General features: G+C 38.4%; 12 protein-coding genes. 4 read left to right on the top strand and 8 right to left on the bottom strand.

The annotated features are described in order from the left end of the window. Positions 1–33 precede the first annotated feature (33 nt). The gene (locus EV695_RS15855) at positions 34–1,104 is read right to left on the bottom strand and encodes a TauD/TfdA family dioxygenase (RefSeq protein ID WP_131906943.1); all 1,071 of its coding nucleotides are present in this window, start codon (positions 1,102–1,104) and stop codon (positions 34–36) included. Between the two features lie 528 nt (positions 1,105–1,632). Between EV695_RS15855 and EV695_RS15850 the strand changes: the two genes are divergently transcribed. After that, complete coding sequence (locus EV695_RS15850; protein WP_131906942.1) at positions 1,633–1,863, top strand: hypothetical protein; 231 nt, start codon at positions 1,633–1,635, stop codon at positions 1,861–1,863. A 338-nt stretch (positions 1,864–2,201) separates the two neighbouring features. After that, complete coding sequence (rhlP, locus tag EV695_RS15845; protein ID WP_131906941.1) at positions 2,202–3,215, top strand: rhombotarget lipoprotein; 1,014 nt, start codon at positions 2,202–2,204, stop codon at positions 3,213–3,215. Positions 3,216–3,249: 34 nt separating this feature from the next. On the opposite strand, the gene EV695_RS15840 is transcribed toward rhlP, so the two are convergent. The 3 genes from EV695_RS15840 to trxC form a co-directional block, all read right to left on the bottom strand. Then, complete coding sequence (locus EV695_RS15840) at positions 3,250–3,492, bottom strand: hypothetical protein (protein WP_131906940.1); 243 nt, start codon at positions 3,490–3,492, stop codon at positions 3,250–3,252. Between the two features lie 253 nt (positions 3,493–3,745). Continuing rightward, positions 3,746–5,278, bottom strand: coding sequence for a B12-binding domain-containing radical SAM protein (locus tag EV695_RS15835; protein ID WP_131906939.1), 1,533 nt, complete (start codon positions 5,276–5,278; stop codon positions 3,746–3,748). A 665-nt stretch (positions 5,279–5,943) separates the two neighbouring features. After that, positions 5,944–6,378: a thioredoxin TrxC gene (gene trxC, locus EV695_RS15830; protein WP_131906938.1), complete on the bottom strand. Its 435-nt coding sequence runs from the start codon at positions 6,376–6,378 to the stop codon at positions 5,944–5,946. 329 nt (positions 6,379–6,707) lie between these two features. Here trxC and EV695_RS15825 point away from each other — a divergent pair, with 329 nt between their 5' ends. Then, entirely contained in the window at positions 6,708–8,099 is a 1,392-nt protein-coding gene (locus EV695_RS15825; protein ID WP_131906937.1) for an FAD-binding oxidoreductase, read from the top strand. A gap of 440 nt (positions 8,100–8,539) precedes the next feature. Further along, a complete protein-coding gene (locus tag EV695_RS15820; RefSeq protein ID WP_131906936.1) occupies positions 8,540–9,013 on the top strand; it encodes a YybH family protein in 474 nt (157 codons plus the stop codon). A gap of 149 nt (positions 9,014–9,162) precedes the next feature. Here EV695_RS15820 and EV695_RS15815 read toward each other — a convergent pair whose 3' ends face one another. The 4 genes from EV695_RS15815 to EV695_RS15800 all read right to left on the bottom strand — a co-directional run bounded on the left by EV695_RS15815 (position 9,163) and on the right by EV695_RS15800 (position 12,960). Next, positions 9,163–9,624, bottom strand: a complete 462-nt coding sequence (locus EV695_RS15815; RefSeq protein WP_131906935.1) for a DUF3291 domain-containing protein — start codon at positions 9,622–9,624, stop codon at positions 9,163–9,165. A 206-nt stretch (positions 9,625–9,830) separates the two neighbouring features. Continuing rightward, entirely contained in the window at positions 9,831–11,147 is a 1,317-nt protein-coding gene (locus tag EV695_RS15810; RefSeq protein ID WP_131906934.1) for a sulfate adenylyltransferase subunit 1, read from the bottom strand. Next, a complete protein-coding gene (gene cysD / locus EV695_RS15805; RefSeq protein ID WP_131906933.1) occupies positions 11,147–12,052 on the bottom strand; it encodes a sulfate adenylyltransferase subunit CysD in 906 nt (301 codons plus the stop codon). Before cysD ends, EV695_RS15810 begins: the two co-directional genes overlap by 1 nt. 326 nt (positions 12,053–12,378) lie before the next feature. Next, positions 12,379–12,960: a TetR/AcrR family transcriptional regulator gene (locus EV695_RS15800; protein WP_131906932.1), complete on the bottom strand. Its 582-nt coding sequence runs from the start codon at positions 12,958–12,960 to the stop codon at positions 12,379–12,381. Positions 12,961–13,038 lie beyond the last annotated feature (78 nt).

The following is a 13,038-nucleotide window of genomic DNA, read 5'->3' as shown; positions in this document are numbered from 1 at the left end:
TGCAGCCTTAATTAATTTGTTAGCTGTTTGGTTCTAATCAATCGGAGCATTAAGCTTCGTACCTTCTACAATGACACCACCTCGATTTCCAACATCTATATTACCGTAGCGTTCCTTAAAGATTGGTGGCAATTCTCTGTCGTCAGGCACACTTAACCATAAGCGTAATAGGTGACGTCTGTTTTCTCGCTCTGGCCAATCCATAAAACCACGTCTGTCGTGCAGCATGCTGTGATTGTGTACAAATTGCATATCGCCCACTTCCAGTTTCATGGATAGGTTGAGGCTTTCATCATTCGCTAATTCATCAAATAAATTAAGCGCATCGACATAATTTTCTGGTAACTCTGGTACGCCGTCAAAGCGTTGTCCGGAATCGATATACTGCCTTTGATAGATAACCGTTAATTTATTCTTGAACCAGCTAAACACAGGTATGGTGAAAAAAGGTTTTTGTCCTGGTTCGACTTCACCTCTTTTATCTGTAGCGACGGGAGAGAACAGTAATTTAACTAAATCTGGTCGACGTTTTAACATTTCATTATAGATCGACTCTGCACTCACTAAGAGCGACTCACCGCCGGACTTTGCCGTCTTTAAACAGATGAGGCCAACGACATCAGCACTATCTGTGTGAAACGTTTGGCGCGAATTCGTTTGGTAAATTCTGCTGTTTGGGTCGTTCTCATCTGCGCCGATATCACGCACATGACCCAATAGATGACCTGCGGCATTTTGTGAGCGAGGATTGCCAAGATGGGAGCCGATTCCCATAAAGAGCGTGGCAACTTCTTCTCTATTATAGGTAGAGATATCTAAACCTCTGAATAGCTTGAAGCCCAAGCCATCGGTAAGCTCTGATTTGATTTTGTTGAGCTTATTCCCTAGCAAAGGTAGTTGAAAGTTATCTTTAGATATTGTTTCTAGCTTTAAATCAGATGCAATAAACTTTGCAACGGCCTCGTTAATCTCATCAATATCTTCCTGCTTAAACGTATAAACCCATTTTTCTGGTGTATTTTTGATGGAAGGACCTTTCCAGGCCGTTTCTGTAGTTAATGTAGGAGGGAATTTAGACGAGTAAATAGGTGGCAGGGTATTCATCAAACATTCCTTAAACTAAAAGTATTAAAAAATAAGCCTTAAATTGAACCGCTAAAAAGAAGTTTTTTCAATGGTTCAATCCGTCTAGTGATGTTTCTTTCTTGAAAATTTCAAAAAAACGGGCTCAAAGTAGGGGGGTGACTTAGTGCTAATTAGTCATTATAAATCAACTCAGGAGCAGGGCAATTTTCTAATGAATATTTATTTTTGTTCATTAATTAAATTATTCTTAAGTCAGAAAAATGAAAAATATTTAATTTAATTTTCATTTTTTTTGCTTAATTTTTGAACAAAAATTCGCTATTAAAACCATCAACTTAAGTGTGGTTTTTACAAAAAAAATGAAATTGAAATTTAGTTTTTATGAAAACTAAATGAAACTATTTGAAATTCACTAAGTCCTATTTTCCGAAGCGACAACATCAACATTATGAGGTGGCAGCGAGGGAATCGACTTGTGCCTTATTTTAATAAGTTGTTGTTTCATATTTGTTAAATAATATTTAAAAACTTTTTAAGGAGTCAAAAATGACTATCAAAAAAACAGCAGTAGCAACTTCAATTTTATTGGCAATAGGTTTTAGTTTGCCAGGATTTGCAGAAACCAAGACTGAAATGGTTGACGGGGATGCTGTGACCATCGATTGCATTACAACAGCGGAAGTGGATAAGATGTCAGACGAAGATAAGGCAAATCTTAAATTGCCGATCTGTGAAGAAGTTGAGAAGAATGCAGACGGAACGACGGCTACTCAATAGTCTAGTTTCACAAAGCACCTGTTATTTTGCAGGTGCTTTGTCATTTTTTAATCCTGGATTTTTTGAAAAATTTGATGAAATAAAAAAATCATGATATTGAATGTTTCTGAAAAAAATCTCGATATCAAGCCAAAAGTAACGGAGTGTAATTTTACTGCTTAAAAATAAAAGTATTAAATATCGATACTCTGAATATGTGTTTTTAACACTATTCTTGTTTCAATAGTCAAAAGCTGATCAGTACCATTATTCTTTTCGCATATTGATTTTAGACCTTGTTTGACGCTCTTGCGCAGACTCTCTAGTAATCATTTTCTATGCTTAGAAAGGATGTTGAAATGATCAAAATTTGGCAAATTGCTATAAATAAATCTGCAACTGCAAAAGAGCGTAATGTCTCAGAACTGATAAATCCACACCATAGATATCAAAGAGCGTTTTATGCATTTTGTTTACTCTTTTTGGCTGTTGTTGCCCTGTCAGGATGTTCAGGTTTGGTAAGTCAGAAATCTGGACAACATACCGTTTCAAGTAGTTTAGCGAGTTTTTTATATTCAGGAAAAGGTTCTAACAAGCTTGAAAAGTCTGGCCCCACTTTACTAGAGCTTCCCATCAAAGTGGGAATAGCATTTTTGCCGTCGCAACATTGGCGAAATGGCTCGTTAGACGAAAGCACAAAATATCAACTTCTAAATAAAGTTAAACAGTCCTTTGGTAAACACCCTTTTATAGAAAATATATCTATCATTCCTAGTACCTATCTTAGACATCATGGAACTCAGAAGGGACAGGGTTTCGACACCCTCCAGCAAGTGGCCAATATTCACGATGTTGATATCATTGCCTTGGTTTCATACGACCAACTGACCCGATCAGAACAAAACAATGCTTCTTTACTCTATTGGACGATTGTTGGCATGTACGTTATTCCGGGTAATGAAAATACGATACAAACCTTTGTCGATACTGCCGTATTTGATGTACGTAGTCGTAAGTTATTGATGCGTGCGCCAGGGGTGAGTAAATTAGCTAAACGATCTACTGCTATTGGTGTTGATAGTGTGATGACTCAAAAATCACGACAAGGTTTCGATGTGGCTTTTGACGATATGATTAAAAACCTGGATCTTGAGCTGATTCGTTTTAAGGACAGAATTAAACATGATGGTTGGGTTAAAACAAATAGTGGCTCGGTCAAAATAACGAATCAATCTGCTTATTCAGCGGCAGGATTTTTAGATGTGAAATTATCACTGCTTTTAATATTGTTGTTTCTATTTAAGTTTACGCATCCTCAATTTAAATATCGGAAAAGCACATATCAAAATACTGCGAGCATAAAAAAAGGCTAATTAAATTAGCCTTTTTTTATATTTATATGAAAACTTACTTCATATGCAGGGCTTTTTTAACTTCAGCCATTGTATGAGTATGCGATGTGTCCCCACCATTCTTATGTGTGTGAGTAATAAAAGTGCCGTTAGGTAATTGATGCTGATGTTCAACCCCAGCTGGAGCCATTACTGCGGGAGCAGCGCCTTCAATTTGTTGTTGAGATGCTTGAGCAACAGAGATACCTGTAACTATAAATGCAAAACTTGTAACAGCTAATACTTTATTCAAAGTCATATTTTAATCCTCTTTAGTTTTTATAAGATGGGTTAGTTCAGAGTTTAAATAAGGCGAAAAGTTCAATGATAGGCTAGATTTTAAGCTTCGATTTAAACGCAAGAACAGTATGAGAATAGCTTATGTGATAATACATTGCACAAATAAAAAGAGGCTATTAATAATTAATTATAAAAATATTTTCTAGCAAAATTTTTATTGGTTTTTCTATTGGCTCTTCTGACAATTCATCTATCTATAAAAGACACTTAGTTTAACTCGCATGATTCATCTGACGTTTATTTGCTTTGCCTTGTTTGTTGTTCTTTCTCGAGTTTAATATCAATTCCAAGGATCCTTTCTGTTTAGTGCGTTGATGATCTTTTTCTAAATACTCACGCATTTGTTCTTCAGGAATAGCCAGTTCATCGCTTACAACTTCATACAGTAATTTATATAAACGGGGTAAAGCGATTTTCCAGGTGCTGCCTTCGGTATTGTGTAGCGCATCTGATAATTGCATAAAGCGCTTAAATGCGGAGGTGTTCTCGTTAGGATTTTTAATACCCAGAATAAGAGGCAGCGTGTGTTTAAATCTGCCAGAGTTGGCAATCATATCCCAGTAACGCGCAAATCGTTTTACCCGCTGCATCTCAGTGAAGGAAATATCTTTGGTGGTTAATATTGTATAGGGAGGAGTGTCGCTATAGACCAATTGATAATCTTCATTGTGACGATTAAGAGGAGCGCCGCGCAGTCGCTTTAAAATTCCAAGCTGAATTTCTTGTGGGTTCAATGCCACTAACTGATCAAAACTTTTGCCAAAATTATCCAGAGTGTCACTGGGTAAGCCAAAAATTAGATCGGCATGGATATGAGCGCCAGTATGTTCTCGTAACCACAGTAGATTCTCTTTGGTTTTATTATTATCTTGTTTACGACTAATCAATCCCTGAATTTCAGGGTCGAATGTCTGTACCCCAATTTCAAATTGCAGTGAATCTTTGGGAAAGCGCATCAATGCTTGCTTGAGTTTTTCTGGAAGATTATCCGGGATAACTTCAAAATGAAGATATAAATTATCCGTCATGCGCTCCAGAAAAAATTCAAGAATAGCGACACTGGTACTCACCTTTAGATTAAAGGTTCGATCGATAAATTTGAAATTACGCGCGCCACGTTGATAAAGCTTATCCATTTCCTCTAGAAATGCACCTAACTCAAATGGCTTCGAGGTCTTATCTAGCGATGATAGACAAAACTCACATTTAAATGGACAGCCTCTTGATGCTTCTACGTAGATCAAACGGTTGCTTATGTCCTCATCACTGTAGAATTCATAAGGTGATGCTATTTTATCCAGTGTTTCAGCAACGCCTTCAATCACTTTGTTCAATGGTCTTTGACCATTTAGAACTTGTTCGCAGAGTACACGAAAACTGATTTCACCCGGACCTTTAATGATGTAATCAGCGAGATCTACGCATTCTGGTTTATCTGGCAAATGACTGACTTCCGGGCCACCTAAGACAATGCTAACCTCTGGAGCAACCTGTTTTAATATTGCAACGGTTTCGCCGATTTCAGTGACATTCCAGATATAAACACTAAAGCCAATTATTTTGGGGTTGGATTCAAGTAATTTTTCAACAACATCGATAGGGCGTTCATGGATGGTAAATTCTTTGAGTATGGTTTGAGATTGCAATTCGCCAAGATTAGCGTACAGATAACGTAATCCAAATGCTGAGTGTATATAACGCGCATTTAAGGTACATAAAATAATGTTAGCTGAGGGTGTTGTCATAAGGTTTGTCATTATTGGTCTAATCTGAAGTATTGCACAGCGTTATGAGCAGTGCGACTGCAATCAAAGATCTAGGTAATATTTATCTTGGGTGATTTGAAATATTAGAGAGAAAACAGAAATCATGTATCACATAAGCACCAGGAATGTGCTGCAACAAAAAAGCAGAACATTGATTCACATGTTCTAAAAGATGTCTTTTTGTTTCGTCTTAGTTGCTTAAGATACGGTTAATAAATTAGAGTATCAAATACGCCTAAGCGAAGATCATGATACCAATCACTATCAGCGTGACGACGATCATTTCTTTTATGGCTTTTGGGTTTTTCATTTTATCGACTTTTTAATTATCTACGTTTTAAGTATTATTTGAATTATTAGTGGTTAAAAAGCGTAACAATGTTCATTGTTATAGCCCCCGATTTTACCACAAAAGTGCCCTGATTAAGTTACCCCTTATCTGAAATGTCAATCAGCCAAAATGCCTTGTAATAAAGGGGTTAAAAGGCTAATAGGTAAATATATAGAAGGGGTTTTTAGCATATTTTGGCTTCACTCAAAGTTTCTTAAAATGAAGCCAGTTAAGTCCAATGAAATTCAGCTATAAAAACACCCGCCAATCTATGTCAGTCAAACAGGTGATTTTTCGTTTAACCGATATATATTTAAGTGTTCGCTTTAACCCAATCTATGATTTGTTGGGTATTCATGGCGCCAGCTTGTCTGGCTACCGATTGCCCATTTTTAAACACTAAAAGACTGGGAATACTGCGAATATCAAATTTGCTTGCTGTTTGCTGGGCAAGTTCGGTATTTACTTTGGCAAAGATAACATTGGGTGACATTTTTGCCGCAGCTTCAGCAAAATCAGGCCCCATCATTTTGCACGGGCCACACCATTGCGCCCAGAAATCTACCACGACAGGTAGATCACTTTTTGCGATAACCTTGGCAAAGTTATGATCTCTAAGCTCTATCGGTTTTCCGGTAAAAATAGCTTCCTTACATTTACCGCACTTGGGATTATCATTTAAACGGTTGTCAGGAATTCGATTTACTGCGCCACACGCGGGGCACACACATTGTTTAGAATCAGTCATTTTAGACCTCTTTATTACGTTTGTTGACGGCTCTTGTAGAACCCTTTAATAATTAAATAGTGGCGTTTATTCCTGAAAATTCAAGAAAAAAACGCCTGAAAGTAGGGGGGTGACTTTATTAATCCATCTGGAGCTAGATGAGTCTTCAGGAACAGATAATCAGGGATAAATAAACTAAAGATTCATAACGACGCCATAAATATTCCCATAAAGAATCCCTAAAGAATTATCGAAGATTAATGACAGAACCTGGGTAGTAAAATATAACGAGAAAGGTTTATTATTGGGCTATAGTTAACTCACATTTATTTCAGAAAAAGACGCTTGTAATGACACTCGAAAAAAATACATTAGAACAATTATTCGCAGAATTAACCGATGTTGTCGGTGATCGCTTCTCTACCAATATGAATAGCCGTGAAGTCCACAGCAAAGACGAGTCCTACCATATTCCCAAACTGCCTGATGCCGTGATAATGGTTCATAGCACTGAAGAAGTTTCTGAAATTGTAAAGCTTTGCGCCAAATACCAGTGCCCTGTTATTCCTTTTGGCGCGGGTACTTCTCTGGAAGGGCAAGTAATCCCTGAAAGTGGGGGGGTGTCATTAGATTTTACAGAAATGAATAAAATACTGCGATTGAGTGAAGAGGATCTGGATGTCACTTTGCAAGCAGGGGTTACACGCAGACAACTTGCTACTCACCTGAGAACATCTGGCTTATTTTTCCCCGTTGATCCTGGTGCAGATGCGACTTTTGGCGGAATGGCCGCTACCAGAGCATCGGGAACCAATGCGGTTCGTTACGGCACAATGCGCGAAAATGTATTGGGTTTGACCGTGGTCATGGCTGACGGTGAAATCATAAAAACCGGGGGACGTGCCCGTAAATCATCAGCCGGATATGATCTGACAAAGTTAATGATAGGCTCCGAAGGTACGCTCGGAATCATCACCGAACTTACCGTGCGTTTATACGGAAGGCCAGAGGCTATGGCGGCGGCTGTCTGTGATTTTGAATCACTCGAAGGCGCGGTAAATACCGTGATTGAAACAGTACAAATGGGTATCCCTGTTGCCAGAATAGAGTTTCTGGATGAAGTACAAATCGATGCAATCAACAAATATTCAAATCTGGATTACCCCTTAAAACCCACTTTGTTTTTAGAGTTTCATGGCACAGAAAAAGGTGTCGTAGAACAAGCTCAAATGGTGGGAGAATTAGCCGCAGAAAATGGCGGCAATGAATTCCAGTGGAGTGATAAAGAAGAAGAGAAAAATAAATTATGGCGTGCGCGACACGATGCGGCTTACGCCTGTAAAGCATTACGTCCGGGTGCAGGTATGTGGGCAACCGATGTGTGTGTGCCTGTGTCTCGTTTGGCGGAGTGTATTCTGGAAACCCGAAAAGACATTGATGAAACTGGTCTGCTATCCCCCATTGTTGGTCACGTGGGCGACGGTAATTTTCATACAGTGATGTTAGTCGATACGGATAATGAAGATGAGATGAAAACCGCTATTGCCTTCAATGAAAGACTCTTAGCGCGATCTTTGGCAATGGGTGGAACGATTACCGGAGAGCATGGGATCGGAACAGGTAAAATGGAATTTCTGCTTAAAGAGCATGGCCCTGCAGTGAATGTTATGAAAACCATTAAGCAATCATTGGATCCGCTAAATATATTGAATCCCGGAAAAGTCGTGGCAATCAATAGTTAATAAAAAAACGCCTCAAAGTAGGGGGGTGGGGATAGAAAAATAAACAGGTTTACACTTTTTTGTTGTTATCCATAACATCAATTTTTATGGATAACAAAGGTCTCCGTATAGGCTTATTCTTGCAAGAAGAACTGATTACGGGATGATTTCTACATCGAAATTAATCGACTTTATCAATAATTTTAGACCTACTGTCTATCTTCACCTGTAAAACAACTTCTCTACCTGATAGGTAGTGACAAAAGTTAACAAAAAAGTGGATATTTTTTGTCACTCTTTTTTTGTCTCTTCTTGTTGCACTTCTTGGTTAAACAAAAACTTTATAAATAACAGTGACTTATTTTGTTTCTAAACTTGGCATACAACTTGCTTAGTTAAAACTAATACTAAAAATAAGACATAAAACTAAAATAATCAAAATTTATAAAGAGAGAAAAAATATGAGCGCAGAAAGAAAAATAGATTTTTTATATGAAAGTGCAGAACAAGTTGAAATAGCATTTTATAAAGCGTTTGGAGAGGGTGATTTTTTATTGATGGAATCTTTGTTTGCAGATTCTGGAGTGAGTAGTACGCATCCAAATAATTCTACAATCATTGGTCGTAAAAAAGTCGTTGATAACTGGGAATTTTTACTCGAAGGAATTCCACAAACCACAATCAACCGAGAAGTGTTAAGCGTTACAAAAGCACCTGGTATCGAAATTCATCTAGTACTAGAAAGCTTTGTTGCTGATATAATCACGGGTGAGTTATCTGAAGTCTACGCAACAAACGTTTATGTTCTACAAGAGAATGGATGGCGTTTACAAACGCAACACGCGTCTTTACCTAAGCAAGCCTCATTCAATACTGAATTTTTCTATAAAGATAAAAATGTAATGAGCATGCAAATGAGTAAATCGCTGAATTAATTTTCAGCTCTGCTTTGTTTTATAGTTCGTTTATTGATTCGTTTTTGATTGTAGCGGTGTATTAAAAAAGCATTGCTTATGATTATAACAATCAGATTAAGTCGTAATTAATCGTTAATTAGATAATGCTTATTGTTATTAGTAAAAAGTTACGTCGGTGAAGGGAATTTCTTTCCAAAGGTAAAAGCTTCAGCTGTCGGTCCAAATTCACGAATCTGGTCAAGCTTGTCTTTACCTTCTTGAATAGTAGGGATGTGTCCTGCCGGCACCCACCAAAGCGTTTGATGTATTTCTCCCATTTTGTCGAACCATGCATCTCTGTCTTGTAATAATTCAATATGAATCGATTTGTAAACAAAAGCTCTTAGTGAATCAATATCCCGCCAAACACTCATATTGATCAGTAATAACGGATCGTTAAAAACACTAACGGATCCATCGTCACCATCTTCTGTTTCAAGCCGCCAGATAAACCCTGGTGCATTATCCGCGAGGGTATGAATTTCATCGAGACGAGAGATAAAGCCTGACATGATTTCAGAGTCCTTATCTGCTTTCGCTTGCGCAATATTGATTTGCGCGATGTGATACGAGATATCCTTATTTTTCATAATGTGCCAACTTTGATCATTGCAAAATCAGCACCCAAGTTAACACACTGTCTGACCACTTTGAATAATACTTCAGGCGTCAGGTTCTGAAGAGTCCCCCATTTTAAAAAGAATAAAATGGAAAACCCATCATCAGAACCCCGCTTAAAAAAACGCTTATAAGTAGGGGGGTGGCTTTTAAACTCTCAAAAACCTCGTCAAATCTGTTAAGAGATCATCCCAGCTCCAACGGTATTATTCGAATGGCTGTCGATCACAATAAATGCACCTGTCGCTCTATTGTCTTTATAAGCATCCGTAAATAAAGTATTCGCCAGCTTAAATGAAACCTGTGCAATATCATTCATTTGTAATTCATTGACTGATTGTTGTTCCAGATTGTTGACGTCTATTTTGTGCTTTATATCGATTAACTTTGCTTTACTTTCACGTGTCGTGTGTCGGATTTGATAGGTTTTTGATTTATCCAGAGGAGTATCGTCAAACCAGCAAATAGTTGCATCTATCTGTTTGCTTTGTGTCGGTAAATCAGACGTCTTAACAATCATATCGCCCCGAGAAATGTCAATTTCATCGCTTAGCAATAACGTCACAGACTGTTCTTTAATGGCATTATATTTTTGTACGTCTCCCAGCTCTATGGCTTCAACAGTAGAGATTTTCCCCGAAGGAAGTACCGTGATACTTTCGCCTACTTTAATTTCACCAGACTCAACTCTTCCCATAAACCCACGGTAATCGTGAAGTTCGGGCCTAGTAGAATCTTTAGGTCTGCATACATATTGAACAGGGAAGCGGAATGGCTTGGCCTCATGACTTGCAGCACCATTATTTTCATTGTTGTTTTCGTCAGCTATGAACTGAGAACCTAACTCAAGCCTTTGCATCAAGGTGTTGCCTTGATACCAGTCTAAGTTATCTCCTCTTTCTACAACCATGTCTCCCTTTAATGCAGATAGAGGGATAAATTCAACCGTCTCAATACCTAGCTCTTCGGCAAATTTGAGGTAGTCCTGTTTGATGGTTTCAAAGATGTTTTCGCTATAATCCACTAAATCCATTTTATTTACTGCAACAACCAGATTCTCGATACCCACTAAATGCGAGAGATAAGAATGTCTGCGGGTTTGCGTTTGAATTCCTTTGCGTGCATCTACCAAAATAATAGCCAGATTTGCGGTCGATGCAGCGGTCACCATATTTCGCGTATATTGCTCATGACCCGGCGCATCTGCGATAATGTACTTACGTGTTCCCGTAGAAAAATAACGGTAAGCCACATCAATCGTAATCCCTTGTTCACGTTCAGCCTGAAGGCCATCCGTAAGTAGTGCCAGATCAATTTCTTGTAAGCCTCTTTTCTGCGAGGTTTTATCCAATGCAGACAAGGTATCGGTGAGTATCGACTTGGAATCAAACAGCAAACGCCCAATCAGGGTACTTTTACCATCATCAACACTGCCACAAGTGAGTAATCTTAATAAACCGTTGTCTATGTGATGGTTAGAAGTTAATGCAGTCATTAGAAATATCCCTCTTTTTTGCGTTGTTCCATCGCGGCTTCGCTTGATTGATCATCAAGACGTGTTTCTCCACGTTCAGTAAGTGTTGTCGATGCGGTTTCGAGAATGATTTTTTCAATCGAATCAGCATCTGAGATAACAGGAGCTGTACAGCTGATATCACCTACTGTGCGAAAACGTACCTGTAAATCAATGATGTCTTCATCTTGCTTAGCAGGGGTGATATTGGTAACAGGAACGATATTTCCATTGCGTTTAACCACTGGGCGTTGGTGTGCAAAATAGATACTCGGCAAGCTTAATTGTTCGCGATGGATATATTGCCAAACATCCATTTCAGTCCAGTTAGAAATAGGGAATGAACGAATATTTTCACCTTGATGAGTTCGCGCGTTATACAGATTCCAAAGCTCTGGGCGTTGGTTTTTAGGGTCCCACTGACCGAATTCATCACGAAAACTCATAATTCTCTCTTTCGCTCTGGCTTTTTCCTCGTCGCGGCGTGCGCCACCGATGCAGGCATCAAATCCGAATTCTTCAATTGCCTCGAGTAAAGTGACAGATTGGTGCTTATTACGAGATTCATCGGCATTTTTAAGTACGACTGTTCCGCGTTTCATCGAATCTTCGATAGTGCGCACAATCAGTCTTTCGCCTAATTCTTCGGCGTATTGATCACGAAATTTAATCACTTCTGGGTAATTATGACCCGTATCAATATGCAGTAAGGGAAACGGAAAACGGCTCGGACGAAACGCTTTTTCTGCCAGGCGAAGTAAACAGATTGAATCTTTGCCGCCAGAAAAGAGTAGTACCGGGTTTTCACATTGCCCCGCTACTTCGCGCATAATATGGATAGCTTCTGACTCTAACCAGTCAAGGTGCGAAAGCTGATTGTTCGTCATTTTTTGATCTTGATATAACATGGTAAACCTTCAGTTTGAGAAGCGAAGGAGTATCTACTAAATCATGTTTCGAGATTAGTGATATTAATTGATGTATTTATCTAATTAATGAATATATGAGACAAACAAAGCTAGAGCGGCCCGTTTCTGATATTTAAACGGGTTAGAAACGATTTATGCGTAAAACGTAGAGGGCAAATAAAGGACAGAAAGAGAGCTATAAAGAGAGATAGAAATAAAGCCAAACGGCTTGGAAAGAGTGCACGCTGAAACTATGATGACTTTTTAACAGCGTGTATCTGGAGGTATTTCAGTTAAAGATAAAATTAATGATGCAAAGCTTCTAAAATCTGCTTTAACACAATATCCGCACTTTGCGCATCGGGATTTGTTTTCGCCATTACGCGGAGTCCCCAGATATTCACCATCAAAAATTTAGCTAAATCAGCGGGGTTTTTATCGGCGGATAGTTCACCCATTGCCTGAGCTTGCTGTAATCCTTTAACAAGTTCATCCTCAACCGCTTGCAACTGCAAGTTTGCTTTGGCTTGCACAGCATCATTGTGGGATGCCATTTCGAGGATAGAGTTCACAATTAAGCAACCACGTTTATCTGTGCTTTTGCATTTATCTACAATACCTTTTAGAAAAGCTTCGATGGCACTTAGGGGAGAGCTTGAATCATCAAAATATTGTTTCAGTTGAGAAACAGAATTCAGGCCGTAAAACTCTAGCGTCTCAAGAAATAAACCTTCTTTGGATTTAAAGGCAGAATAAATACTGCCAGGATTCAATTTAGTAGAATCTACAAGATTGGGAATGCTCGTCATCGAATAGCCATTATTCCAAAAGGTATTCATTGCATTTTCTAGCACTTCATTACGGTCAAATTCGATTGTTCTAGCCATGGTATCGCCTGTTTCTCATGCGCAAATTTTTAATACAAAAACTGCTTAATAAAATTAATCTTATAGCAAATGTAAATC

The sequence above is a fragment of the Cocleimonas flava genome, from assembly GCF_004339015.1.
GTDB classification, from domain to species: domain Bacteria; phylum Pseudomonadota; class Gammaproteobacteria; order Thiotrichales; family Thiotrichaceae; genus Cocleimonas; species Cocleimonas flava.
This window is presented reverse-complemented; position numbering and strand designations above follow the sequence as displayed.

Bases quoted from the DNA above. Each gene is read 5' to 3' on its own strand.
- EV695_RS15810 (WP_131906934.1), bottom strand. From the start codon at position 11,147: ATGACTGCATTAACTTCTAACCATCACATAGACAACGGTTTATTAAGA.
- EV695_RS15815 (WP_131906935.1), bottom strand. From the start codon at position 9,624: ATGAAAAATAAGGATATCTCGTATCACATCGCGCAAATCAATATTGCG.
- rhlP (WP_131906941.1), top strand. From the start codon at position 2,202: ATGATCAAAATTTGGCAAATTGCTATAAATAAATCTGCAACTGCAAAA.
- EV695_RS15800 (WP_131906932.1), bottom strand. From the start codon at position 12,960: ATGGCTAGAACAATCGAATTTGACCGTAATGAAGTGCTAGAAAATGCA.
- EV695_RS15855 (WP_131906943.1), bottom strand. From the start codon at position 1,104: ATGAATACCCTGCCACCTATTTACTCGTCTAAATTCCCTCCTACATTA.
- EV695_RS15840 (WP_131906940.1), bottom strand. From the start codon at position 3,492: ATGACTTTGAATAAAGTATTAGCTGTTACAAGTTTTGCATTTATAGTT.
- EV695_RS15820 (WP_131906936.1), top strand. From the start codon at position 8,540: ATGAGCGCAGAAAGAAAAATAGATTTTTTATATGAAAGTGCAGAACAA.
- cysD (WP_131906933.1), bottom strand. From the start codon at position 12,052: ATGACGAACAATCAGCTTTCGCACCTTGACTGGTTAGAGTCAGAAGCT.
- trxC (WP_131906938.1), bottom strand. From the start codon at position 6,378: ATGACTGATTCTAAACAATGTGTGTGCCCCGCGTGTGGCGCAGTAAAT.
- EV695_RS15835 (WP_131906939.1), bottom strand. From the start codon at position 5,278: ATGACAACACCCTCAGCTAACATTATTTTATGTACCTTAAATGCGCGT.
- EV695_RS15850 (WP_131906942.1), top strand. From the start codon at position 1,633: ATGACTATCAAAAAAACAGCAGTAGCAACTTCAATTTTATTGGCAATA.
- EV695_RS15825 (WP_131906937.1), top strand. From the start codon at position 6,708: ATGACACTCGAAAAAAATACATTAGAACAATTATTCGCAGAATTAACC.